This window comes from Caballeronia sp. LjRoot29 (assembly GCF_964252755.1).
Taxonomy (GTDB): Bacteria; Pseudomonadota; Gammaproteobacteria; order Burkholderiales; family Burkholderiaceae; genus Caballeronia.
This window is the reverse complement of the sequence record NZ_CAXUPU020000020.1, coordinates 76207-100299: the sequence shown is the minus strand read 5'-3', so window position 1 is coordinate 100299 and position 24093 is coordinate 76207. Positions and strand designations below refer to the sequence as shown.

At 55.8% G+C, this 24093-nt stretch carries 17 protein-coding genes and 5 pseudogenes; 13 read left to right on the top strand and 9 right to left on the bottom strand.

Annotated elements, in window-relative coordinates; genetic code table 11:
- Nucleotides 1-437 precede the first annotated feature (437 nt).
- A pseudogene (locus tag ACSQ83_RS21420) lies at nucleotides 438-595 on the bottom strand (IS256 family transposase); the annotation flags it as partial.
- 268 nt (nucleotides 596-863) lie between these two features.
- On the opposite strand from ACSQ83_RS21420, the gene ACSQ83_RS21415 reads away from it, so the two are divergent.
- Nucleotides 864-1679: a COG4705 family protein gene (locus tag ACSQ83_RS21415; RefSeq protein WP_436229530.1), complete on the top strand. Its 816-nt coding sequence runs from the start codon at nucleotides 864-866 to the stop codon at nucleotides 1677-1679.
- A 338-nt stretch (nucleotides 1680-2017) separates the two neighbouring features.
- On the opposite strand, the gene ACSQ83_RS21410 is transcribed toward ACSQ83_RS21415, so the two are convergent.
- Nucleotides 2018-3082, bottom strand: a complete 1065-nt coding sequence (locus ACSQ83_RS21410) for a DMT family transporter (RefSeq protein WP_436229529.1) — start codon at nucleotides 3080-3082, stop codon at nucleotides 2018-2020.
- A 155-nt stretch (nucleotides 3083-3237) separates the two neighbouring features.
- Between ACSQ83_RS21410 and ACSQ83_RS21405 the strand changes: the two genes are divergently transcribed.
- Both ACSQ83_RS21405 and dmeF read left to right on the top strand, forming a co-directional pair.
- Nucleotides 3238-3513 carry a metal/formaldehyde-sensitive transcriptional repressor gene (locus ACSQ83_RS21405; protein ID WP_436229528.1) on the top strand — a complete coding sequence of 92 codons (276 nt, stop codon included), beginning with the start codon at nucleotides 3238-3240 and terminating at the stop codon, nucleotides 3511-3513.
- 9 nt (nucleotides 3514-3522) lie between these two features.
- Nucleotides 3523-4794: a CDF family Co(II)/Ni(II) efflux transporter DmeF gene (gene dmeF / locus ACSQ83_RS21400; RefSeq protein WP_436229527.1), complete on the top strand. Its 1272-nt coding sequence runs from the start codon at nucleotides 3523-3525 to the stop codon at nucleotides 4792-4794.
- Nucleotides 4795-5199: 405 nt separating this feature from the next.
- On the opposite strand, the gene ACSQ83_RS21395 is transcribed toward dmeF, so the two are convergent.
- Nucleotides 5200-5502 (bottom strand): PepSY domain-containing protein, encoded by a 303-nt coding sequence (locus tag ACSQ83_RS21395; RefSeq protein WP_436229526.1) that lies wholly within the window; start codon nucleotides 5500-5502, stop codon nucleotides 5200-5202.
- Between the two features lie 271 nt (nucleotides 5503-5773).
- Here ACSQ83_RS21395 and ACSQ83_RS21390 point away from each other — a divergent pair, with 271 nt between their 5' ends.
- Nucleotides 5774-6067, top strand: coding sequence for a hypothetical protein (locus ACSQ83_RS21390; protein ID WP_436229525.1), 294 nt, complete (start codon nucleotides 5774-5776; stop codon nucleotides 6065-6067).
- Nucleotides 6068-6279: 212 nt separating this feature from the next.
- On the opposite strand, the gene ACSQ83_RS21385 is transcribed toward ACSQ83_RS21390, so the two are convergent.
- Nucleotides 6280-7491 carry an MFS transporter gene (locus tag ACSQ83_RS21385; protein ID WP_436229524.1) on the bottom strand — a complete coding sequence of 404 codons (1212 nt, stop codon included), beginning with the start codon at nucleotides 7489-7491 and terminating at the stop codon, nucleotides 6280-6282.
- A gap of 589 nt (nucleotides 7492-8080) precedes the next feature.
- Between ACSQ83_RS21385 and ACSQ83_RS21380 the strand changes: the two genes are divergently transcribed.
- The 4 genes and pseudogenes from ACSQ83_RS21380 (at nucleotide 8081) to ACSQ83_RS21365 (ending at nucleotide 12041) form a co-directional block, all read left to right on the top strand.
- Nucleotides 8081-8749, top strand: coding sequence for a response regulator (locus ACSQ83_RS21380; protein WP_436229523.1), 669 nt, complete (start codon nucleotides 8081-8083; stop codon nucleotides 8747-8749).
- Entirely contained in the window at nucleotides 8719-10050 is a 1332-nt protein-coding gene (locus tag ACSQ83_RS21375) for an ATP-binding protein (RefSeq protein ID WP_436229522.1), read from the top strand. Before ACSQ83_RS21380 ends, ACSQ83_RS21375 begins: the two co-directional genes overlap by 31 nt.
- Before the next feature lie 122 nt (nucleotides 10051-10172).
- Nucleotides 10173-10600 (top strand): annotated as a pseudogene (locus ACSQ83_RS21370) (DedA family protein); the annotation flags it as partial.
- Nucleotides 10601-11696: 1096 nt separating this feature from the next.
- The gene (locus tag ACSQ83_RS21365) at nucleotides 11697-12041 is read left to right on the top strand and encodes a response regulator (protein ID WP_436229521.1); all 345 of its coding nucleotides are present in this window, start codon (nucleotides 11697-11699) and stop codon (nucleotides 12039-12041) included.
- 637 nt (nucleotides 12042-12678) lie between these two features.
- Here ACSQ83_RS21365 and ACSQ83_RS21360 read toward each other — a convergent pair.
- From ACSQ83_RS21360 to ACSQ83_RS21350, 3 genes are all read right to left on the bottom strand, one after another.
- Nucleotides 12679-13308: a response regulator gene (locus ACSQ83_RS21360; protein ID WP_436229520.1), complete on the bottom strand. Its 630-nt coding sequence runs from the start codon at nucleotides 13306-13308 to the stop codon at nucleotides 12679-12681.
- Nucleotides 13263-13844, bottom strand: a complete 582-nt coding sequence (locus tag ACSQ83_RS21355; protein ID WP_436229519.1) for a sensor histidine kinase — start codon at nucleotides 13842-13844, stop codon at nucleotides 13263-13265. The genes ACSQ83_RS21360 and ACSQ83_RS21355 overlap by 46 nt, the downstream gene beginning before the upstream one ends.
- 84 nt (nucleotides 13845-13928) lie before the next feature.
- The gene (locus tag ACSQ83_RS21350; RefSeq protein WP_436229518.1) at nucleotides 13929-14909 is read right to left on the bottom strand and encodes a PAS domain-containing protein; all 981 of its coding nucleotides are present in this window, start codon (nucleotides 14907-14909) and stop codon (nucleotides 13929-13931) included.
- A gap of 1364 nt (nucleotides 14910-16273) precedes the next feature.
- On the opposite strand from ACSQ83_RS21350, the gene ACSQ83_RS21345 reads away from it, so the two are divergent.
- From ACSQ83_RS21345 to ACSQ83_RS21330, 4 genes and pseudogenes are all read left to right on the top strand, one after another.
- A complete protein-coding gene (locus tag ACSQ83_RS21345; protein ID WP_436229517.1) occupies nucleotides 16274-18637 on the top strand; it encodes an EAL domain-containing protein in 2364 nt (787 codons plus the stop codon).
- A 464-nt stretch (nucleotides 18638-19101) separates the two neighbouring features.
- The gene (locus ACSQ83_RS21340) at nucleotides 19102-19413 is read left to right on the top strand and encodes a hypothetical protein (protein ID WP_436229516.1); all 312 of its coding nucleotides are present in this window, start codon (nucleotides 19102-19104) and stop codon (nucleotides 19411-19413) included.
- A 437-nt stretch (nucleotides 19414-19850) separates the two neighbouring features.
- Nucleotides 19851-21370, top strand: a pseudogene (gene istA, locus ACSQ83_RS21335) (IS21 family transposase).
- Nucleotides 21360-21860 (top strand): annotated as a pseudogene (locus tag ACSQ83_RS21330) (ATP-binding protein); the annotation flags it as partial. The pseudogenes istA and ACSQ83_RS21330, both read left to right, overlap by 11 nt.
- 31 nt (nucleotides 21861-21891) lie before the next feature.
- Here ACSQ83_RS21330 and ACSQ83_RS21325 read toward each other — a convergent pair.
- Together ACSQ83_RS21325 and ACSQ83_RS21320 are read right to left on the bottom strand one after the other, a co-directional pair.
- Nucleotides 21892-23075, bottom strand: a protein-coding gene (locus ACSQ83_RS21325; protein WP_436229515.1) for an IS3 family transposase whose coding sequence is annotated in 2 segments (ribosomal slippage) — nucleotides 21892-22790 and nucleotides 22790-23075 — 1185 coding nt in all. Because the reading frame shifts where the segments join, the coding sequence is not laid out codon by codon here.
- A gap of 12 nt (nucleotides 23076-23087) precedes the next feature.
- Nucleotides 23088-23525, bottom strand: coding sequence for a hypothetical protein (locus ACSQ83_RS21320; RefSeq protein ID WP_436229514.1), 438 nt, complete (start codon nucleotides 23523-23525; stop codon nucleotides 23088-23090).
- A 397-nt stretch (nucleotides 23526-23922) separates the two neighbouring features.
- On the opposite strand from ACSQ83_RS21320, the pseudogene ACSQ83_RS21315 reads away from it, so the two are divergent.
- Nucleotides 23923-23994 (top strand): annotated as a pseudogene (locus ACSQ83_RS21315) (hypothetical protein); the annotation flags it as partial.
- Between the last annotated feature and the right edge of the window lie 99 nt (nucleotides 23995-24093).

The window sequence follows — 24093 nt, the reverse complement described above, 5'->3', positions numbered from 1 at the left end:
TTTTGGCTGCTAAACAACGTCTTTGTCTATTTATTAGAACTTCGAGTAGCAAGTATCTACAGTAGTGGAAAGAAGCGTGCTGCGGAGAGGTGGACAGGTGGACGCGCGGGACAGTCTTTGAATAATTGCCAGGTGCCCCTAAGTATTTCTTAATAATTGCACTGTAGTATCCGATGTATCCTCCCTGCGGGACTAATTTCTGCCCCAAAAATGAGCCCGCATCTTGGGGAGCTATACCGACCACGCGAGGGGTCGGTGACAAGACTTTGCAGCCGGGTACGTAAGACGTACGTGCCTGAAATTCTTGCCTCCGATCGCTCTTTTAGCCCGGCCGAAATGCCGGGTTTTTTTTGGTGTTCCGGGCAGCATGCTGTTACTCGAAACAAGCGACATTCTCAGCTAAACCGCCACCGCCTTCAAATCCATGCCTGTGCACAAATGCGCCGCCATGTTTTTCCGCAAACTCAATCAGCTTGAATGCGAGGTCAGGGAAGGTCGGGCGCGAAGCGTTGCGCGCGCGGGATATTCGGTGTCGAACGTTGCCGAAGGTCGACTCAATGGGATTGGTCGTTCGCAAATGTTGCCAGTGTTTGGCAGAAGGTCATGAAGGCACCGAAAAATTCGCTTCACTACTCGGACACGTTCCTTTTGAAGACGGACTACTGGTGATCGACGGCGCACCGGCTTAGCAACCGCTTGCCGCCTGACGATGCCGCGCATTGCAAATACCAAGCTTCAAATAACTCACTGCTGCCTTCCCCAGGTCGGAAGCGTGCCGCAGAACATGACCTAAGCGTTCCTTAATCAAGCATCCACGATAATCGAACGGCATTTATTTCGGCCAACCATTGATAGGAACCTTGATGAAAAGCGATGCCCAGTCGTTACTCGATCATGCGGTGAGCAAAATCCCTCAGGTGACACTGGGCTTCTGGATCATCAAGATAGCGGCAACCACCCTCGGCGAAACGGGGGGAGATTGGGTCACGATGTCTCTCAATTTGGGCTACTTGATTGGCACGGCAATTTTCGCGCTTATCTTCGTTGGACTCATCTCCGCCCAGATTAAAGCCGACCGCTTTCATCCGTTTTTGTATTGGGCCACGATTATCGCGACCACCACGCTCGGCACGACATTGGCCGATTTCTTCGATCGATCAGTCGGCGTAGGGTATGCAGGTGGTGTCGCCATTGTGATGGCGCTGCTGCTCGCGAGTCTCGCAGTCTGGTACAAGGTTGAAGGCACGGTGTCCGTTGAGAGCGTATCTACCCCCCGGGCCGAATGGTTCTATTGGATTACCATCATGTTTTCCCAGACGCTGGGCACGGCGCTTGGAGACTGGGCGGCCGATAAAGATCTCGGCGGCCTTGGGCTCGGTTATGAGTACGGCGCACTAATGTTTGGCGCGGGTCTGGTGTTCGTTGTGGCGCTGTATTTTTGGACATCCATTTCACGAACGCTGCTTTTTTGGGCTGCATTCATCCTTACCCGGCCGCTTGGCGCGACACTCGGCGACCTGCTTGACAAGCCTTTAGCGCAAGGCGGTCTACAAATCAGCCGCTCCTACGTGTCGATGATCCTGTTAGGCTTTATCGTGCTATGCGTAATGCTGATTCCGCAGCGCCCTGCCTCTCGCGTGCGCCCCGCCCCCGATAGACGCCAAGAGTCGCGAAGGTGACTGTCGTGCGCTGCATTGCTGTAAGGCGATAGAGCTCGTGATTGCCGATGCATAGTCTCAGCGGCGCGCAGTCGAGAAATCCGAATGACGTCGCAGCACTCAAAGCGATTCATTTGTGAAAGGGCCGCTTTTTCGATCTGGCGTCTCTATGCACTTGAATCCCCACAATTAACGAGGGTATCCGGGCGCCGACCCCGGTCATGTAGTCGGGGATTTCGCAGGCTGTGCCATCCTTCCGCGGTACCAACGTGGGTCTGCCGCTGTTGCACATTCTGTTTGCCCCTGACGGCTACGTGTCGAGCCATAAATTGCCGGCTGAAACCAAGCGTTCCCTTGGCTCATCGATGCGTATGCCGGTGATGGATGTCGGGGAAGTGCGCATGGGTGTGTGCAATAGGCAGGTGGTGATGGGGATGCGTGTGTGGCTCCTCACTGTCCCACGCAAAGTCGTGCGCGTGCTGGTGATGCTCGTCATGTCGGTGTCGATGGTTGTGATCTAGAATTTCGTGTGTGTGGGGATGTTCATGCCGCTCGCGGATATGCAGCCAGATCCCGAGAGCCATTAGTGCGGCCGCCACCCAGAACAACACGGACGGCAATTCCGGCCAAAGAATGAGTGACAGGGCAACGCCGAATATCGGTGCGACCGAGAAGTACGCTCCTGTTCGAGCCGTTCCGAGGTTGCGCAGCGCGACGACAAAAAGCACCAGGCTTATACCGTAGCCGGCGAGTCCAGTCATCATTGCCGCCGCGATCTTGCCGACCCCCGGAAGGTGCGCACCCAGCAGAAGCGCGATGCCCAAATTGACGGACCCGGCGACCAGCCCTTTCAGGCACGCAATAACCATCGCATCGTTAGTCGACACCTTGCGCGTGAGATTGTTGTCAATGGCCCACGCAACGCACGCGCCCACTACCAACAATGCACCTGTAGACACGCCCGCTGCACCGGGCTGCCAGGACAGCACGACGCCGCCTGCCACTATCGCAACCATCCCGAGAAAGATCTGCAGGTCGACGTTTTCGCGAAACACGACCCACGCAACTACTGCAGTAAAAACACCTTCAAGGTTAAGGAGAAGGGAGCTGGTTGCTGCTGGGGTGGTGCTCAGGCCGAGCATCAGCAGCGCAGGTCCAGCGATGCCGCCCGCTGCAATAGCGCCAAGAAGCCAAGGCACTTCTGAAACATGAATGCGGCTCTGGTTATGCCGCTCGTCCGTCGTGCGGCTAACGCGCTGAATGAGGATACCAATGGCAAGGCCCACGCCACTACCCAAGTAAAACAAGCCCGCAACCATAAATGGTGACAGGGAGCCGAGCAACGTCTTGGCAAGCGGTGTAGTCGCGCCAAACAGCGCGGCAGCAAGCAGTGCGGTGAAAGCAGCGTTGAGGCGTGCGGGCATAACTTGGGGCCTTCGGACGATAGTTCGGTCAGTGACGTTCTAAGTGAAACCATGGTCGGCGAAATGCCGAAGCGGGCCGCCTTCAAATGATACCCTCGCCCCCTATACGGGATCGATGAAGAGTATATACTCCCCCCAGGTATAGGAGGAACGAAATGGGCCACACAATTCAGGAAAAACAAAAACTTCTTAATAGAATTCGTCGAATCAAGGGCCAAGTCGAGGCCATCGAGCGAGCGCTCGATGAAGAGCATGACTGTTCAGATGTCCTGCAGCGCATAACGAGTTGTCGGGGTGCGATGAACGGCTTGCTCGCCGTGGTGCTTGAAGACCACATCAGGAACCACCTCGTTGATGCCGACGGGAGCAAAGAGCCGGCCGGCAGCGCGACGGAACAGCTCATTGAAGTCGTCCATAGTTATTTTAAGTAAAGCCAAAACATGAGTGATAGCAAAGACGCCGCGTTCGGCGCAAAACACGACCACATATTTCTGGGCGATGGCCATGAAAAGAACGAGCGCAAAACGTGGGCGGTGATCGGATTGTGCAGCGCGATGATGGTCCTCGAAATCGTGGGCGGCAGTTTGTTTGGATCTTTGGCGCTCGTCGCCGATGGCCTTCACATGTCTACTCACGCGGGTGCTATGTTGATCGCGGCACTCGCTTATACCTATGCACGAAAGCATGCGACCGACTCCCGTTTTGTGTTCGGCACGGGCAAGCTCGGCGACTTGGCAGGATTCACGAGCGCTATCGTGCTGGCGATGATTGCTCTGCTGATTGGTTACGAGGCGGTCTCTCGCTTCTTATCCCCAATACCCATTCATTTCGGCGAAGCAATTCCTATTGCTGTGCTTGGTCTCTTCGTCAACATTGCAAGCGTGTGGCTTCTAAGCGGCGGTTCTCACGGACACAGCCATGGCCACAATCACGGGCATGGCCACGATGAGCACCCCCATCAGGAAGAGGCCCAAAATATTTTAGCTCCAGCTGGCGCGTTCGCCGTTTCGATCTATGAGGATGGGGTGCCACCGGTGTTCCGGATTACTCCGGCCACCGAGAATCCCCGATTGAGCCCGTTGGGGGTGCTGATCACAACCGTCCGACCAAACGGAACCCGGCAGGTGTTTACGTTAGCGGACCGCGGCGGCTATTTGGAATCAACGCAACGAATTCCGGAACCCCACGCATTTAAGGCCACGGTTCAGCTATCGGATGGCGATTACGAAATCGAATTCGAAGAACACGAGCACCGCGACGAAGCGCATGACGCAACGACTCGGGACCACAACATCCGCTCTGCATACGTCCACGTCATAGCAGATGCGGCGGTCTCGGTACTGGCTATCATCGGTCTTGTGCTCGCGCGTGCGTTTGGGTGGCTTTGGATGGACCCACTCGCCGGCGTCATCGGCGCATTAGTGATTGGAAATTGGTCGTACGGTTTGATGCGGGACACCGGCGCAATTCTGCTAGACATGAGCTCGGACCAGCGCACGGCGGAAAACGTGCGCCACGCCATTGAGGACGGCGGCGACAAGGTCGTTGACCTGCATGTTTGGCGGGTCGGACCGGGCCATATGAGCGCCGTGGTGTCGGTTTCCACCAACAAGTCGCAGCATGATTCACGGTTTTTTCACGCGCTTCTCGAGCGAATCAAAGGCCTCTCTCACGTCACCGTGGAAGTACAACCTGCTCACGTCTCGAGATGACCCGCCCAACCAGGTCGTTGCGCGCCAGGGTGCAAACGCTCGGATAAAAAGCTATGACGTGCGCACGTCGAATCTGTTGCTCCCTATTCCGGCGGCGATAGTTGGCTTGCCAACGCACCGGCCGTAGCGTGATGGCGATAGCTGTCGTCCACAGAGAATTGACTGGAATCAAGGGTAGGGAGTGGCACGCGCCGTCGGTCTCGACTTTCAAGACCGAGTTTCGCGTTCCGAAGGGTTCTGGGTGTCTCCGGGGCCAACGCCGATGCGCTTCGCAGGGGCCCGAAGACGACAGTAGCCGAGCACCGGAGCAAGCTCGATTTACCGCACATTCCCGCGACTTCACAAGAACCCGATTGGCCAGCATTGGCCAGCGCTAGAAGGTCTGTCTACTAGGTGAGCACGCCATCAATCAGGATTCGGACCTTCCAATTTATTCTCCAAGACGGCGCCATTCTGTGCGTCCACACCGACCTCATAAGTCTCCTTCCCGTTCCGGATGTCAAAAGAATAACGCAGCCCGCTACCGCCCCGCTCCTTCTCCAGCTCTTCATCAACTATCTTTCCCGATCGCGCTTTCACAGCGATAGCGCGAGCTTGCGTGATGTGTACCTTGGCGTCCTCTATGAACTGCTGGCCAGTGAACGCCCGGGCGTTCACGCTTGCGATGAGAAGAACGCTGCCAGCGACGACCGCTATCAGCTTGAACATTTCACCCCCTTGTCGAGTAATGGTTTATTCATGCTGACACGGCAACCTTAGGAATCTCTTAAGAAGAAAATTCAATGTAGATAAGTATTCGTTAAGGATATCTGTCTATTCTTGAAGTACCGGTTAGATACACGCTGTATTGGGCGTTGAATACAATCGACGTCTTTAACGTTTTATCTACCCGTTCGAGCTTGGGAGTGCCAGGATATTTTGACTCGTTGTTGCCTAAAAAGGCCCCAAGCCTATTAGTGGAATATTTTCGGAGTACATCATGCGACATCATCTGAGCGCCGTCATCGCCGCTTCTATCCTTGTTCTGCCTGCCATGTCGTTTGCGGCCCAGGCCGATGGGCCTAGGGCAATGGAACGTGTCGTTCAACAGAATGACAATTATCAAAGTAACAATGCTCAGCAATCAATTGATGCAAATAGAGAACATAAGGCCGCGCCTTTTTCGCGAGAAGGTAATTCCGCGTACGGCCCGACCTCCAATGGTAATGTCGATGGGTCAGGCGTTCGGAGAACGAAATCCGCGTTTAACCAACCACTTTATTCTCACCATTGACCTTGAGAATACGAAGTGGGAAAGTATGTGCTCAGTGGTAAGCACGAGAATTTCTACAGTAGTTGGCAACTGGCGACCCTTCCGCTGGAAGAGCGGAAGCGTTTTTTTGATGAGTTCGAATGTTGGGCACACCAGCGACTGCGCGAAGTTTTTGGTTGGTGGGATTATTACAACATTCCTGCTTAAAGCGTCCACCGCCTGCACGCACTGTACTAGATGGTGTTTCTTTCCCGAGGCCTTTTGCCAATAGCGAGGAGACACAGCGTCAACACACATAATCCCCCGCCGGCGTAGAAGGTTGTCGCAGCGCCCACTCGGTCCCAAAGCTCACCTGCGACGAGGCTGGCAACCAACGTCGCGAAGCCGCTCATTAGGTTGAAGAAGCCAAACGCTGTCCCTTTCAGGTCCGGCGGGGCCGAGTGAACCACCATTGTTGCGAGCAAGCCTTGCGTCATGCCCATGTGCAAGCCCCACAGCGCGACGCCCAGTAATACAACCGACCAATGGTTTCCGTGCGCCAGCACAACATCTGCCGCGATGAGCACCACAAGACCGATGGCGAGCAATCTGGTGTGACCCATAGAGTCGGCAAGTTTTCCGAATGGATATGCCGACGCCGCATACACGAGGTTCATCGCTACCATCACAAGCGGGACCAGTGCCACCGGTGCGCCGCCTTGCATCGCGCGTAGGACAAGGAATGCTTCGCTAAACCGTGCGAGCGCGAACGCAGCGCCGATGAACACCACCCACCAGTACTGGCCAGTTAACTTCTTAAGGTTTTCAAGCTTGAGCGGATTTACTCGCTTCGCGGTCGTATGTTGCGTCGGTTCCTGAACGCCAAATATCAGCAGCAACACCGCAACGAGACCGGGAATGACAGCGACCCAAAACACGAGACGAAAATTGTCTGCCCACAGCAACATCAGCGCGACGGCAAGCAACGGTCCGAGAAATGCGCCGACCGTGTCGAGTGCCTGGCGTAAGCCGTACGCAGCACCTCTCAGATGGGCAGGCGTGATATCGGCCACGAGCGCATCGCGTGGCGCCCCTCTCACACCCTTGCCGATTCGGTCCGCGACGCGTGCAGTCAGGACAAAGCCGGCCGTTGGCGCGAGCGCAAACAAGGGCTTGCTCAACGCACCCATGCCGTAACCGATAACCGCAAGCCATTTCCGGTTGCCAAGATAATCGCTCAGCACACCAGAAAACGTTTTCACGATGGGCGTTGTTGCCTCTGCTACGCCTTCAATCAGGCCCACCATCATGGCGCTAGCACCCAAGCTCGTCACCAGAAACATCGGCAACAAGCTATGAATGATCTCCGATGATATGTCCATGAACATGCTGACGAACCCGAGCATCCATATGCCACGAGGGATCTGATTGAGCGTGCCAGTGCGAAGCTTGGGGTCGGTCTGCATCTTTTCTCGATTCTGGGATTATCTGGTTCAACGGAGGCATCGTCACACGTTGATGTACAGCCAGTATGAGACACGGCCAATACCATTGGGCGATGCTCCTCGCTGAACAATAATCTCACGATACCTTCTGGCGCTGCTTCTCGCGCCTGTGCACATAGAGAGCAGGCAGCAGGTTTGTACTGAGCAAGCCACTCGCAGACCATCGGCATACGCTTTGGCCGACGCAATCGCGAGATCCTGTTTGCCTCGAAGGACATCTGGACTATTCGCCAGCGCCAGCCGGACTACTTCGTCTAGGGTCAGGGGCCTCTCCGATACCGCTAGCTCATCTGACCATTGAACCGTCTCCGGAAGCGCTCTGGGAGCGTACGCCTGGCATCCGCTCATCAAAAGAGCCAATGTCAGAAGCAAGAAACCCACGGGCGAAAAAAAACAGCATCGTATCCCCCCGGTTGCGGGAAACAATCTTTCCAACCTACTATCAGATTCGAGGTGTGACACGCTGTACATCCGCCGAGGACAATGCACGCGAGACTAGCTCCTAAAACTTAGGTTTGACTTACGCTCGACAGAGAGCCCGGTGAGACGCATGCGAATACTCCTCGTAGAAGACGATGAAATGATTGGCAGCGCAATTATGCAGGCGCTGAAGGATGCGGCTTATGCTGTGGACTGGGTGCATGACGGCGAATCGGCAACCGGTGCGCTGATGAGCAAAGAGCACGATGCCGTTTTGTTGGACCTCAATCTGCCAAAGCGAGACGGTATCGAGGTACTTCGCTCCTTCCGAGCTGAGCGAAGTAAAGCGCCCGTCATTATCCTGACTGCACGCGACGCGCTTGCCGACAGGATTGCCGGGCTCGACGCTGGTGCTGATGACTATCTGACCAAGCCATTTGAGATCAGCGAGCTACTCGCACGGCTGCGTGCGGTTTCGCGCAGGCTCGGTGACCATGGCGACAACGCGATGCGCAGCGGAAAGCTCACGGTCGACGCGGCAACCCACATGGCAGTCTACGGAGATACCGAGTGCAGGCTCACCGGTCGCGAGTTCGCCCTAATGGGCGCATTGTTAAATCGACCCGGCACAGTTTTATCGCGAAGCCAGTTGGAGCAAAAAGTCTATCCGTGGGAAGCACAGGTCGAAAGCAATGCTATCGAAGTTGTGATACACGGAATCCGTAAGAAGCTAGGCTCGTCAGTGATTCGCAACATACGAGGTGTGGGATGGCTGGTGGACAAAAAAGACAATCACTAACCCTGCAACTTTCGGCTTGGATTGGCGCCGTAATTGTCGCAGTTGGTATTGTCGCCTGTGGGCTGTCATTTACGTTTGCATATCAGGAAGCAAGAGCTCTCCAAGATGGTCAGCTCAATCAAATCGCCGCCCTGATTGATAATCGAACCCTTACGTTCTCGGGCTCACAGGCGTCGCGTCCGAGCGCCCTCGACGCCGATGTCAGGGTCGTGATAAGCAGCCTGACGGAAGGGCGTTCACGTGTTGGACCGGATATCGCACCGGCTGTTGACCCTGCGCTAGCAGACGGATTTCATAATTTGCTTGGCGAGCAACGAGGATGGCGCGTCAACATTCGAACGCTTCAGACCGGGGAGCGAATTGCGGTCGCTGAGCCGTCCGCGCTGCGCGACGAAATTGCGCGCGACGGGGCGATGAGAACACTCGTTCCCGTCCTGCTCCTCTTTCCGGTGCTCATGCTCGTTGTCACGGTCATCGTCCGCGCGAAGCTATCGCCGCTCACACGGCTTGCAACTGTCCTTGACCGGCAAACTCATATTTCGCTCGAGCCGCTGTCGGACGCGAATATCGCCAAGGAAATCTTGCCTTTCGTGCACTCGATTAACAACCTTATCGCACGTTTAAGAGATGCTATTGACCATCAGCGCCGATTTATCGCTAGTGCTGCCCACGAGCTACGTTCACCGCTCGCTGCGCTGTTGCTTCAGGCTGGCAATCTCGAGAGCACCATTACATCGCCGGACGCCCGCCAAAGGCTCTTGGCGTTTCAATCCGGGTTGCGTCGTACGCATCGATTAGTCGAACAATTACTCGCGTTGGCCAGGTCCGAACAGGGAGCACTGGAACAGCCGACCGTCGCGTCACCCCGTGGCTTGGTGACCGACGCTATCAATGCGAACATCTCGCTCGCCCGTGCGAAAGATATCGACTTGGGCGTAGAGCGCATTGATGAAGCCGTTATCGTCATTGAGATAACCTCTGTTTCCCTGGTGCTGAGGAACCTGATTGACAACGCCGTGCGATACACACCGACGGGTGGAAAGGTGGACGTTTCCATGATTCGCTCAGGTACGGACGTGACGTTTGAAATCGTCGACTCTGGTCCAGGCATTCCGAATAACCAGCTCAAGCGCGTGTTGGAGCCGTTCTATCGGCCGAACGCTTTCGGTACATCAGGAAGTGGATTGGGTCTTTGCATTGTGTCGGAGATTGCGCGGCGCTTGGGTGGGCAATTGATACTGGAGAATGTCGACGGTGGATTTCGTGCGCGCTATTTTCAGCCGCTGGGGTCGACTCCGTGACTGTACCGCAACGCCGCCCGGAGTTTCAACGACCGTCGTTGCTCGCTCTCGCTAAGCGGTTTCAACGATTCCCGGAACCTGTCCACAGGACAGGCATAACGCACGACGAAGGAGAGATTCGGATGGAGCACGCATACGTCCAGTTGTTGCACGTGCTCGCCGGGCATCCCAGTTGGACGCTCGCGGTCGTCTTCCTGGCTGCATTTCTCGAATCCATTGCCGTTATCGGAACGTTCATACCAGGCAGCACCGCGATGTTCCTAGCCAGTGCGCTTGTCGGCACGGGTTCTCTGAATCTCGGGGGGTTATTCGGATGCGCCATCGCTGGCGCAGTGGGCGGCGATGGCCTCAGCTATTGGTTGGGTAGCCGTTACAAGGCCACGATTGTGCAGTTGTGGCCATTCCGCACTCATCCGCAGGTACTTGAAGCAGGGCAAAAGTTTCTCGCAAAACATGGTGCGAAAAGTATCGTGTTCGCGCGTTTCATCGGTCCGCTGCGGGCGATTGTCCCTGTAGTGCGGGCATGTTGGACATGTCGCCGGTTCGTTTCGAGCTAAGGTTCTTCTCAACGCCATTCCCTTCCTGAGCATGTGCAAGCGTCAGCAATTGCTCGACTAGCGCGCGCGTGCGCGTGAGGCCATTGCTCAAGGCAGTGAAGCGTTCGCGCGCCTGCGTGGACATTTCCGACACATCCAGCCCGACCGGTCTGACGGCTTATGTCCAAGCGCGGCAAAGCTCGGGAAATGGCACGACTTGATGCAGTGCCAGTTTGGCAAAATTGTAGCGAAGCCTCATGATGTCTCGCGATTCCACCGCATGGTCGTATCGGGCAGTTGGGTTACCCAAAGTGTCAACCATGTCCTCGTACACCGGTTAGCTCTGTGAGGCGGTCGTAATCCAAAAGCGCCGGTTTTCAAGATGCCGCCATTGCACACCGAAACCTAAGTAAAAACACCGACCCAATCCGTGTAAGCCAAAAAAAAGCGCGAGAGCATCGCGCCGAAAATCGGCCGCACCCAGGGGCGCGGCCAACTGAGAGAACCTAAGTATATCGACGGTTACTTAGGCCTTGCTTACAGTCCTACGGTTCAATCGGGAACTTTTTCGTTGTCGATCATAGCGCTGAAGCCACCGGCTTTCACCGCGCAGGTCGATGTTGGTTTTTGATGGCCAGCATCGCTTGCTTGGCGCGATGGGTTTAGCGAAGGTCCCTACGTTTCGCCGATTTCAGTCGGCTGGGGCGAAACCTCATCCCACCAGCTTTAGATGGTGGTAGTTGAGTTGTCACGCAGTGCGGGAACATCCTGTCTAAGCAATACTCTTCTGCCAAACGGTCTAGAACCAGTGCTCTGACTTGCACGGGCCGGAAGCCTCGCCGATCCGAAACCGTGGACGGTATTTCTGAAGAACGCTGAGATTCGGAGCGCGCTTCCATGCAACTAAATTTGATTCACTCAAGCGCCAGCTAATATTGCCGTTATGTCATGTACTCCTCGGAACAGAACACGCCCGGTCTGGCGCTTCGCTGACCGCCACGAGTTGCACCATGGAACGCAACATGTCAGCCATTCCTGACAGCAGTAAAATGCACGCTGATTAGTTTTTTTGATCACATGACAAGTTGACCTTGATAAAAGTGAACATTAATGCACATTCTATTTATCGAAGATGACCCGCGTCTGGCGGACGCGTTTGCTGCGCTTGCCAGCGATATTGGCCACCGCGCTGATGTGGCATATGATGGTCAGGCTGCAGTGAATCTGATTGCGACCAAAACCTACGATACGATTTTTCTTGATATCGGACTACCTGATATTGACGGTCGCGAACTCTGTCGGCAACTTCGTGCAGCGAGCGTCAATGCGCAAGCCTGCATCATCGCCGTAACTGGGCGGGCGGATCTTAGCGACGCGGAGCTTGCGTCATTCGATGGATACCTGCTCAAACCGGTGACCCGCGAGGCAATGGAGTCGGCAATTCAGAATTCGTAACGTGGTTTGTCGGCAAGGCCTGCAGGAAGCCATAATTCTGCAGGTCAGGGTCTACCGCTGCAGGGAACGGAGGTTTTTTTGGTTTTGTCGACGTTCCTTGTCGAATCGGGCTCCGGGGTCGAACTCGTTTCATTCTCGTCCGGCCTGCCAAGAAACGCGAAACATGCACGGCCCAGTTCCAAGTGCAACGCTGACAGCACACAAGAATTAAGGTCTTGAAATGCGTAAAAGAGTTGACTCAGACCGTTATGGCCGGCAGATCGCTTGCATCCGCATGACGTTGTATTTTCGCCTTCGCCCAAGTGCTTGCGCTCGCCTGGGCGACTGATCGGTGATCGGACGCGCATTAATCTGCATTCGGCTGCGTATCTATGCCAGCACGAGGGGCCCGCGACTTGGCTCCGGCCGCTCCATAAGAGCTCATGCGCGCGTGCCTGTGCTGGCGCGTCGTTCCCAGCCTGTGTAGGCGGGAAGGATCTCCGCAGCAGGTATCGGTCAAGTCGGCAGGAGGATGAAAATATTCGTGGTCGACAGCTTGAGATGCGTTGCGACTGATTTTGGAGCTTGCGCTTGTAGTCAGTTGCAAGGCGCGAGGAAGCGACCTGTTACCTGCAACGCGTCACGAGTTCGATACGTTTTATTCCGGCTCATTCTTGGCAACAAGGCTCTTAACAAGCTCTAACAGAATGTTTGGGTGAATTGGCTTTGGATGGTACCGGTCGAATCCCGAATTAATAGCCCGAGCTTCGTCCTCTGGCCGGGTGAACGCTGTGATGGCAACGGACGGGGTTGCGATACGCACGCTACGGATCCAACGCATCAGAGCGTATCCATCTTCGCCGGGCATTCCGACGTCCGACGTAAGGACATCAAAGCGGTGTAAGGCAAGGAGGCTACGTGCCGCGTTTGGAGAATCTGCTTGCGTCACAACGGCCCCCTCGGTTTCGAAGACCGCCGCAAGTGCGTCGAGTGCATCCAGATTGTCTTCGACGACCAAGATCTTTACCCCTTGCAAGCGCGCAGCTTCGCGATTTTCAATTAGCGCAATCGCCGCAGGGCGTGCGTCGTCCACTTGTTCGCTCTGCCGCAGACGGGGAAGCGTTACCACGAGCTCGGACCCCAGGCCGATACCATCACTACGGGAAACGATTGATCCGCCGTGCAAGTCGATAATGCTTTTAGCAATGGCGAGGCCGATTCCTAAGCCTTCATGGCGACGCCCTACTGCGTCGTCTGCCTGCGAAAATGGCTCAAATAGTCGCGCCATGAAGTCAGGGGGGATGCCACTGCCATGGTCCGTGACCGATACAGATACGTGGGCGCTCGATAGATTGACACCTCTACAAGGCCGCCGGAGCTTGAATGCTTAGCTGCATTGTCCAAACCGTTGACGATAACCTGCCGCAGTCGAAGAGCGTCCGCCTGCACTAGGACATCACAATTGGCTGATGTCGTGATCACGACGCCCTTAGCCGCCGTAATCGCGTCGACATTACCTATGCCTAAGTTAACGATATCTTTTACGCTGACGGCCTCGGTCTCTAAAAATAGCTTTCCGGACGATACACGGCTAATGTCTAGCAGATCGTCAACGAGCTTGGATTGCAAACGCAGGTTGCGCTCGATTGACTCCAGCGCCCGAAAGAACACGGCGGTGTCCTGTTGACAACTACGCAAATAGTAAACCCAAGTTTGCATCGCATTCAAGGGCGTGCGCAGCTCGTGGGAGACCGTCGCCAACAGAGAATCTTTCAGCCGGTTCGCATTTTGGGCCGCTGACTTCTCGACGCGTTCACGCTCCAACAGCCTATCGCGTTCACGCTCGACGTTTTTTGAGCGGAGATGTCGATCGTTATGCCATCAAAGCGCACCGGCCGCCCTGATGCGTCAGAACGTGCTTCCCTTGGCCCGCAGCCACCTAATTTCGCCCTCCCGGGACACGGTCCGGTACTCGATATCGTAAGCGACGCCCCCTGAAACGGCCGCCGTTACGGCGTCTCTGGCGCGTTGCCGATCTTCTGGGTGAATGATTGCGTAGAAGCGTTCAAAGTTGATTTGCTCCTGCGGCCCAAGCCAAAAATGTTCCTTACAGCGATCGTTCCAAACGATGTCGTTCAGTGGCATCGGACAGTGAAATGTCCCGATCTCCGCAGCTTTGATCGAGAGGCCCAGTCGATGCTGGTCCTCATGCAATTTTTCCGCATGTCGGACCGTTTCTTCGATGTCTGCAATCATGCCGACCCACTCATACACTTGGCCTTGTTCGTCCTTTGTGCCGGCGGCACTGATGCGGCAGTGGTGATATTCATTTGCCTCCGCGCACCATAGTCTAACGTCGGCTTGGTACGGTAAGTCGGTGCTGAGCGATTCCGACAGTGCCGCTTGCGCAATCGCCCGATCTTCTGGGTGGATCATCTCGCTCCAGCCGAAGCCATGATGTTCCTCCCACGGCTGCCCCGTGTACCGTTGCCACGATGGCTGGGGCGTCATGAACTGCCCATCTGCGCCGCACTCGTACACGATGGCGCTTGCGGCAGCGACAAGCGCCCGGTAACGTGCTTCTGCCTTCAGGCGCAAAGCGTCCGACGCGCCCGCTTGAGTATCGGCGCTCAAGTTTACGCCTACGCAGCCCCGGATATCGCCGCTACCGTCGGTCACGGCTTTGGCCCGCGACAGCACTGGCTGATATATGCCGTCGTAAAATTTCACGCGATGTTCAATTGCAAAGTCTTTGCCGCTGTTAATCGAGTAACGCCAAGCGTTCGCAACTTCTGCGGCATCGTCCGGGTGAGCGATTTGCGCTCCATGCGGGCCTTTCAAGACCTGGTTCTTGATCTGAGGCGAAAACGTGTTGCCTTGTGAAATCAAGCAGGCCGTCGGTCGTTGCCGTCCAAAGAACCGCTGGCACCCCGACCTCAACCGCAAGGAGGCGATAATTTTGCAATATCTCGGCGTAAGAGAGCCCGTTGTTTGACGGTAGTTCGTCCCACCGGTGTTTTTTACTTTCGCCATTTCAGCGCCTGAGTCGTTGCCCGTTCCGCCTCCAGAACGGTCGAAGTCCTGTCAGCAGAATTTCCCGTCCTAGCGGAATCCTTGGGGCGTTTGGTTTCGTACACCGAGTGCAATATGCTTGCCACGTCCGCGACCTAGCAGTCCGCGGGCTTTCTACACCGCCGCTCACGCCGGCCACCAAATTCGACCAGTAGCCACCATTGCACCGCGAGCGGCAACCACTCTTTGCGCGTCGACGTTGCGGGTCACGAGCCGCGTAGCACCATTCCTTGCGGCCACCACAACCATTGTGTACAGCGAGGTCACGTCAATCGTTGACATCGGTAAATATTCAACCAAATACGAATAATCAGTATAAGAGACGATACGGCAATCCCTCCTGCTTCGCCTTCCCGATAATCGGGCAACGTGATGAATTTTTTTCGCCCCGACGAAATGCGCCGAGTGCGTTGCTGATAGCCACCAGTTCCTACCGGGCCTCACCTTGCTGAATGTATGCAAATGAATCCATGGTTCCTCGCTTATTGAGATGTACGTCCGCAGTGACCACACAGTAGCCTCCGTTCTGCAATCGGAGAGTGACGGTAGCGGTAAGCACGGTTGAATGCCGCGATTATCATGGTCCTGGTGACTCAAGACACTACGTAAAAATTTGCCGCAAATTTTGGCATCTTGACAGGCAGACATTCGCTCGCAGCGGACTCGTTCTTCGCCCGTGCCCCTGCATACACTTGAAAGGGACGCCTGTACGTCTCAGCCTCTCGGAGCTCTAAGTGCATTAGAGTCGCCCGGATCGCGGTTGCTGTAGCCGATGGCCAATACTTAGCCCTTACTTAGCGCGTCCTACATTTTCGCTGTTGTTGCATTAACGCCTCCTTTTTTGCGAACGGAGACGTTTACGTCTGACAAAACTGGGCGGCTGGAGTCAAAATGGCGGACATAACGATACGCGATGATCCTCGTTGGCGCAAAAGCGCAGACGAATACAGGGTGTAGGAGATGGTCGCCATAATCCCGCACACGCCCAGCCCTCCATCGAAAATGCCAGTCATCAGAACCAGAACACCGTTATTGCGAAGTCAATATTTTTCGGCCCGCGCCGTAAACAGCGAAGAGATGTACTCGTCAGCCGGACATCGAATAATTGTCCAGTTCCTACGAGATAGATTGTGCGTATTTGCGAAAGCCGTATGCCTACCCGCGGAAAATGGACCTTCAAATTGCAACATCCAAACCACCGCTTCTACACCGAGTTTGCCGCGCGGTTGAGCCCTAGTGCACCGGAGAGTGGGAGGCTTAGTTCCTGGTGCGAAACGTTTGCCGTTATCGCCCTAGCACTTGCTTTCCCTACTTTTCTTTTTTTACATTTGTCGATCGCATCACTGGCAGCGGTCGTATGCGGTGAACTGGGCGTCGCCTATCTCGTTGTCTGCCTTCGCGACGTCCGAGGTCGAGCGGCATGCACCGAACGCCTTGCCCGCGCTTTGCTGTCGACAGACGCAAATTGCCTGAAACTTCTCGACTTCGATGGAAGGATTGTTTGCATATCAGAGGTTGGCCAACAACTGATGCAGGCGGGCTCTCCAGACCAGCTACTTGGCAAAAACTGGCTCGCGTTCTGGTCGACATCGGAAGCGGGCACAGCCTTACGAACGGCGATGAACGGTCAAATGGCTGAGTTCACCGGGTCGTGCGAAACTCTGGACGGCAAGTGCAAGTGGTGGCACTCCACACTGGCTCCAGTACGTGCAAGCGATGGTGCAGTCGTTGCCGCATTCTGCACGTCGCGCGACGTTACAGCCGGAGTTACCTTGCTGAGCGAACTGCGGCACACGGCTGACTTGCAGCGAGACATGGAAGACCATGTGGATGCCGTCTTCTGGACCGCGAGTTCGGACTTCAAAAGCCTGCATCATGTCAGTTCAGGGTTTGAGCGGATGTGGGAGATGCCCCTCTCCGCATTGTCCGAGGATAAAACCGCTTGGGCACGGCGTGTCCATTCAGACGACCTACTAAGTCTTCGTAATCGAATGCGGTCTGTCGTGCACGAAGCGAGCAATGCACAGGAATACTTCCGTCTCGTTTTTGGCGGGGAGCGCATCAAATGGGTGCGAGCGGACATCTATCCGGTGGTCGTTAACGGCGGCGTCACGCGCATTGTAAGTGTGTGCGTTGACGCGACCATCGAAAGACAAAGATTGCGGGAGCTCGAGCGAATGGCGCGGGCCGATAACCTCACAGGGCTTTGCAATCGCAAAGCAATGGCTGACGCACTGGCAAGTAGCTGTGAGATTGGAGCGCCCTTTGCGTTTCTTTTTATCGACCTCGACAGGTTTAAGGTGGTCAACGACACGGAAGGCCATGCGACGGGCGATAGCGTGCTTAAGGCGCTCGGCAGCCGCATTCGCGAAGCGTTGCCATCGAATGCTACGGTCGCCCGTCCGGGCGGCGATGAATTCACAGTGATTTTACCGGGCCGGTGGGACGCACAGGGGATTCAGACGATAGGACAACGACTCATCGCATCTTGCCAACGTCCAATGCTGATTGGTCCGCGTACAGTCACGATGACCTTCTCGGTGGGCGCCGCGTTCTTTCCAGAGCATGGCGACTCGCCGGAAGCGCTATTTACTAGCGCGGACCTTGCGATGTACGCGGCGAAGCGCTCGGGCAGAAGTTGTTTTCGACTTTTTGGCCCAAGTGAGCAGGGCGAGCTCAAGAGAGCTCATCTGGAGCACGAATTGCAGAAAGCGGTTCAGCTGGGGCAATTTGTCCTGCACTATCAGCCTCAGTTCTGTACCCGAACTCGGCTGCTGCGAGGTGTGGAGGCGCTTATCCGTTGGGACCACCCCCTCGTTGGCTTGATTGGTCCCGAATTGTTTGTACCCATTCTTGAAGAGAGCGGGCTTATCGTCGAAGTCGGTCACTGGGTCATTTGGCAGTCGATCGCAGCCTTAGCCACGTTGGATTCGTTGCGCGCCGGGCAAGTGTCTATGTCGATCAACGTGTCTGCAAAACAGTTCAAGGACAGCGAGCTTGTTGGGACGCTGAGAAAATCTCTTGCAGAACACGGCGTCAGCGGCTCGCGACTGATACTAGAGATAACCGAATCGACGTTGATGGAAAGCGTCGAGCCTGCACAGGACGTTCTGGAGCCGCTTCGCAACATGGGCTTGCGCATAGCAATTGACGATTTTGGAACAGGTTACTCAAGCCTGAGCTACCTGACCAGCGTGCGGCCGGATGCTCTTAAATTGGATAAGGCACTTTTGGATGAAGTAGTGGCCAATCGCGCGGCACGAACCGTCGTGGACGCGGTGATTGACCTCGCACACAAGCTTGGCATCACCGTCGTCGCGGAAGGCGTAGAAAACGAAGCCCAGATGGCGATCCTTGTGGCGGCAGAATGCGACGAGACCCAAGGCTTTTTATTGAGTAAGCCACTTTCTTTCGACGCGTTAGTGCGACGCTTCGGATCTGTTATAGACGGCGCAGAACGGACCTCATCCGCTGCTGCTCAAGGTGCGGACGCGGGAGACGAAATTCACCCAGTTCATGGCGCCAACGTTAGCTATCGCAGGTAAACCATTACGAATCATGCCCCTACTGATGTGTGCAAGAGGAGATAAGACTTCGTATTTTGGGGCTGCGCCGTTGATACGATGATTTTGCTCCGTCACGGGAATACCGACAAACGGGCCGCTCGGGAGAATGAGATCGCGTCCAAGCAACTTATTCTTGTGTTCTTACGTAGAGGCCCCCCGAGTCGGGGCGAGTTCGTAGGGGCTGCTAATCTCCCCTGTAGGCGATTAACGCGCATCCCCCCATTACAACTTGGAGCATGGTTACGTTAATCGACGCCGTGCATTTGCGAAGAGTTATGAGTCGCCGAAGCCACTGGTGCACTCGGGCTGTCAAATCGTGATTGGTAGGTTGTGGGCGAACCTGTGGGTGCATGAGACAATGCATAGGGAAGCCACTTTACAGTCGGGATTTCTTGCATTGAAGCAAGCAACGGTTTTGTCGAAGAGTTGAACGGAGGGGTCACATGTCCAAGAAATTTGCGCTCGTAACGGCGCGATATGCGGAGGCCGAGGCCGAGGCCGTGCTTTCTAGCGAAACTTCGTCGGTCGATCGCGACGCACACACGCGCTTTTGGAATGCAGCGAGAATCGCGGCGATCGACGAATGCATGGCGGCGATTGAACGACGTATGAAGGATCTGTTCACTGACAGCAGAGTGCACGATAGCGCCGAGGCGATGCGATGCTTGGGCTTGCTCAGGCAGATAAAGATGGAGCCTCTCGAATGGCTCAGCCCGGCGGCGATAAGCTCGCCACGCCCGAAAACGGAGGAGTGAAACAAACGTAACCGCAAGGGTAAGGCTTAGTTTTCTTCTCAGGCAGGCAGACCCCTCAGCTCCTTGGCGACAAATCTCGGTAGCGTTTCGAAGCGGTGTACGCGCCGGGTTTTCAACCGCGGTCGCGCATCTTAAAGTCGGCCTACACGGATGTCGGAAGCATCGCTATCGAGCAAACCGCAATCGATTTCAGAAGAAAGGCACACCCGTTCGGCAGGACTGTGTGCGCGAGAAACCGCCGAGTGCATTGATTCCGCTGTGCTGCGGGTGTCATTGTGCCCAGATTGTGCCACGCTTTTCTTGTCAGCAAGAATACTCAGACGTGTTGATTTGCACCGAATTCTGACCCACCTGACGCGGCAATTTGCATCGAATATTGACCCACGTAGAACACACTGGCCCGCTCAAGCGACGAGCGGGAGAACGGAGTGATCGACATGGCAATATTGAGCATCATTCGACGCTGGCACTATCGCGATCATGTCTCGTTGCGCGAGATCGCCAAACGCCTCGGCGTATCGAGAAACACGGTCAGGCGCTATATCCGCTCCGGCACTGTGTTGCCGAGTTATCCCGAACGTCAGAGCCCCAGTAAGCTCGATGGATTCGCCGCGAAGCTCGCTGATTGGCTGAACACGGAGGCCAAGCGGCCGCGCAAGCAGCGCAGAACGCTCAAGCAAATCCACGCTGACTTGAGCGCGCTGGGTTTCACCGGCTCTTATGATCGGGTCGCCGCATTCGCGCGGCGCTGGCGCCAAGAGCAGCAGGAGCACGCACGAATCGCTGGGCGAGGCACCTTTGTGCCGCTGACCTTTGCGCTCGGTGAAGCCTTCCAGTTCGACTGGAGCGAGGACTGGGCCGTCATCAACGGCGAGCGCACCAAGTTGCAGGTCGCGCAGTTCAAGCTCAGTCATAGCCGAGCGTTCTTCCTACGCGCCTATCTACTGCAGACGCACGAGATGCTGTTCGACGCGCACCACCACGCGTTCGTGGCGTGGGGCGGCATTCCGCGCCGGGGGAATTACGACAACATGAAGACCGCTGTTGATAAGGTCCGCCGCGGTAAGCTGCGAGACGTCAATGCGCGCTTCGGCGCCATGGTCAGTCACTACCTGTTTGATGCTGAGTTCTGCAACCCGGCTTCCGGCTGGGAGAAGGGGCAAATCGAGAAGAACGTTCAGGACAGTCGCCATCGGCTGTGGCAACGTGTGCCGGCGTTCGGCTCGCTTGCCGCATTGAATGATTGGCTCGCCGACCAATGCGTCTTGCTTTGGCAACAGACCCGGCACCCCGAATGGGACACAACGATCTGGGACGCATGGTCCGTCGAACGCCCTCATCTCATGCCGGTAGGCCAGGCGTTTGACGGCTTTGTCGAGCACACGAAGCTCGTCTCGCCAACCTGCCTGGTGAGCTTCGATCGCAATCGCTACAGCGTGCCTGCTGCCTTTGCCAATAGACCCATTAGCCTGCATGTGTATGCAGCCCAGCTCGTCTTCGTTGCCGAAGGTCAGGTGATCGCCGAACACGGCCGGTGCATCAACCGCAGCCATGATAGCGGTGAAACCATTTTTACGACTGGCGTCATTACCTGGCGGTTTTGCAGCGTAAGCCTGGTGCATTGCGCAACGGCGCGCCGTTCGCTGAGTTCCCCGCGGGCTTTAAGCGGCTGCAGGCGATCCTCTTAAAGCACCCGGGCGGCGATCGGGGGATGGTCGAGATACTGGCGCTGGTTCTGCTTCACGACGAGCAAGCCGTGCTCACCGCCGTCGAACTGGCCCTCGAAGCAGGAGCGCCCTCCAAGCAAACAGTACTGAACTTCCTGAGCCGGCTGCTTGACGGGGCGCCAGTGCCGCCGTTACAAGCACCACAAGCCTTCGCCCTGCGGGTCGAGCCCGAAGTCAACGTCAGCCGCTATGACCGTCTGAGAGACCGGGAGGATCATCATGCAGCCTGATGCCATGATGGAGATGCTTAAGTCGCTGAAGCTGCACGGCATGGCCCAGGCGCTTGGCGAGTTGGCCGCACTAGATTCGCCTGCATACAAGTCCGCGTCTCCGGTGCTGGCCGGATTGCTCAAAGCGGAAATGGCCGCTCGCGAGGTACGCTCACTGGCGTACCAAATGAAGGTCGCTCGCTTTCCAGCATATCGGGACCTGAACGGCTTCGACTTTAAATGCAGCGACGTCCACGAAGCGACCGTGCGTCAGTTGCACCGATGTTAGTTCGTGGCATCAGCTCAGAACGTAGTCCTGGTTGGCGACCCTGGCACTGGTAAAACGCACTTGGCGACCGCAATCGGGGTACAGGCGATCGAACATGATCGAAGTCGTGTGCGCTTCTTCTCAACCATCGAACTTGTCAACGCCCTTGAGCAAGAGAAGCGGGTCGGAAAGCCCGGGCAGCTTGCGTTGCGTCTAATGTATGCCGATGTCGTGATTCTCGACGTGACCTTGCCTCGTTTCCACGTACAGCAACTCACGCTGCTTTTTGTGCGGTCTCGTAATCGCACGGTGTCCGGTAACCGATCGACGAATGGATACGCTGTCGATTGTAAAATCCTTCGATCCAATCGACTACATCTAGGCGTGCCTGCGCGCGTGTTTCGTACCGACATCGCGACGTTTGCTCGACTTTTAACGTCTTGAAGAAGCTTTCCATTGGTGCGTTATCCCAGGCGTTTGCGCGCCGACTCATCGACATCGTCATGTGGTACTGACTGACCAATTCCCTATAGCGCCAGCTTGCATATTGACTGCCGCGATCCGAATGTAAAATCAACCCTGATGCTGGACGACGCTGCCAATACGCCGATCGTAAAGCATTAGAGACCAGTTCTGCATCAATGCGCTCGGACATTGACCATCCCACAATTCTGCGACTGCCCAGGTCCAGAATCGCGGCCAGGTACAGCCACCCCTCTGCGGTGGGCAAATACGTGATATCACTCACCCAAGCCTGATTCACATCCCAGTCGTCGAATCGTCTGTCCAGTACGTTTGGCGCTACCGGCAAACGATGAGCAGAGTCAGTCGGCGCAATCCACCTCCGGCGGTAGACCGGACGCAGTCCTTGACGCACAAGGCTGCGTCGTACACGTTCCGCACCGGTTTTTACACCTCGTGCGTTCAGTTCTTTAACGAGCCGTGGTCGGCCGTATGTGGCCCGGCTTCGCGCGTGCTCGGCGGCCACGTGGGCGTCGAATTCAGTACGCCGCAGCGCCCGCGCGCTTGGCCCTCGCACACGCCACCGGCAATAGCCGCTGCGTGAGACGCCTAGCACCCGGCAAAGCCTGCTGACACCGTATCGGTCGCGGTTAGTGTCGATCCACGCATACTTCACCGCGACCCCTTCGCGAAGTATGCCGTCGCTTTTGAGAGTATTTCTATATCCAACTTGGCACTCGCCAGCTCCTTGCGAAGCCGGCTATTTTCCGCCTCCAGCTCTGAGACCGCTGGCTTCGTGCGGGGCGCTGGCACCGCCACTTCAGCAGCGCTCACTGCACCTTGTTTCAACTGTAGCCGCGCCCAATTTCCAATCGTCGCCACCGGCACGCCCAGACGCCGTGCCGCTTCGTTATGCCCAACAGAATTTGCGAGCCGCGCCGCTTCCTCTCGAAATTCTTCCGTGTAGCGACGATTTGGTACATTCTTTTCGCTCATCTTCGCCTCCGTTCAACAGATTATCCATCTACTCTGCTGTACGTTGTTGCGAGGCAAGGTCATGCGATGCCAGTTATCGATCCACGTACGGGCAGCGACCAGTTCTACGTGCGGAATAAAACGCACCGGTAATGCCGATGTATCAATCGTGTCACGAACATCGGCGTCCTCGTCTCCAGGCGAATCTGCCGCGATCAACAACTCCGCTTTGTCTGCATATCCGACAGAGAAGTCGACTTGATGGTAGCGCTCGCCGATCAAAACGGTCCCAGGACGTTCGCTAAACGTAACGACTAATGGATCGGACTCAATGAGCATCCACGCATCCAATGCGACGCGGCGATAGATCGTGAGCCTGCGACTAAGCTTCGGGCTAAAAACCTCAAACCGGTGCGCGCCTCGGGGGCGAATCATCGCGGTTAGGGCGCTCGAATGAAGGGAATGTTCCATAAGATCAAAACCGTCATGGACGGGCTTTGAACCCTAGAACGCGAATTGACAAAATCAAGTCGCACTAACGCGAGTTGACGATTTTAAGTCGTTCGGAGTGTGCTTAACAATGTCAACTCGACTCAGCCCTTCCTTGCTGTACACGGTTTCCGGATTGACAGAATTCCGTCGAACGACGACGGGCGCGACAACATGTCTCGAATGACGATACGCCTGTTAAACGATCGGAAAATTAGCTGGGCCTTACGGGAGATGGAAACTGAAGCTGAATAGACGCTAGGTTACGAACCGTTTTCTGTCAGAAGGCATTGCGAAGGTCAGCAAAAAGCAGCTATAGGTATCAGCTCTCGGGCTTGTTTGTGTCTGCTTGATCGCCTAAAAGGGCGCCGTACGGCAGCGTTCCAAAGTAAAGATTCTTTACTGGGATCGTACCGGCTTTGCACTTTGGTACAACTGTCTGGCTTCATAGTAGGAATCCTTTATTTGGAGGTCAGGGTCTTGAGTTCCGTGCTGCTTGCATCCGTGCTGCGCGGTCAGTAAGCAGATCCCATCAAGTGCAATGTTTCGC

Coding starts and splice junctions, on each gene's coding strand:
- ACSQ83_RS21415 (WP_436229530.1), top strand. CDS start 864: ATGAAAAGCGATGCCCAGTCGTTACTCGATCATGCGGTGAGCAAAATC.
- ACSQ83_RS21410 (WP_436229529.1), bottom strand. CDS start 3,082: ATGCCCGCACGCCTCAACGCTGCTTTCACCGCACTGCTTGCTGCCGCG.
- ACSQ83_RS21405 (WP_436229528.1), top strand. CDS start 3,238: ATGGGCCACACAATTCAGGAAAAACAAAAACTTCTTAATAGAATTCGT.
- dmeF (WP_436229527.1), top strand. CDS start 3,523: ATGAGTGATAGCAAAGACGCCGCGTTCGGCGCAAAACACGACCACATA.
- ACSQ83_RS21395 (WP_436229526.1), bottom strand. CDS start 5,502: ATGTTCAAGCTGATAGCGGTCGTCGCTGGCAGCGTTCTTCTCATCGCA.
- ACSQ83_RS21390 (WP_436229525.1), top strand. CDS start 5,774: ATGCGACATCATCTGAGCGCCGTCATCGCCGCTTCTATCCTTGTTCTG.
- ACSQ83_RS21385 (WP_436229524.1), bottom strand. CDS start 7,491: ATGCAGACCGACCCCAAGCTTCGCACTGGCACGCTCAATCAGATCCCT.
- ACSQ83_RS21380 (WP_436229523.1), top strand. CDS start 8,081: ATGCGAATACTCCTCGTAGAAGACGATGAAATGATTGGCAGCGCAATT.
- ACSQ83_RS21375 (WP_436229522.1), top strand. CDS start 8,719: ATGGCTGGTGGACAAAAAAGACAATCACTAACCCTGCAACTTTCGGCT.
- ACSQ83_RS21365 (WP_436229521.1), top strand. CDS start 11,697: ATGCACATTCTATTTATCGAAGATGACCCGCGTCTGGCGGACGCGTTT.
- ACSQ83_RS21360 (WP_436229520.1), bottom strand. CDS start 13,308: ATGGCGCGACTATTTGAGCCATTTTCGCAGGCAGACGACGCAGTAGGG.
- ACSQ83_RS21340 (WP_436229516.1), top strand. CDS start 19,102: ATGTCCAAGAAATTTGCGCTCGTAACGGCGCGATATGCGGAGGCCGAG.
- ACSQ83_RS21320 (WP_436229514.1), bottom strand. CDS start 23,525: ATGGAACATTCCCTTCATTCGAGCGCCCTAACCGCGATGATTCGCCCC.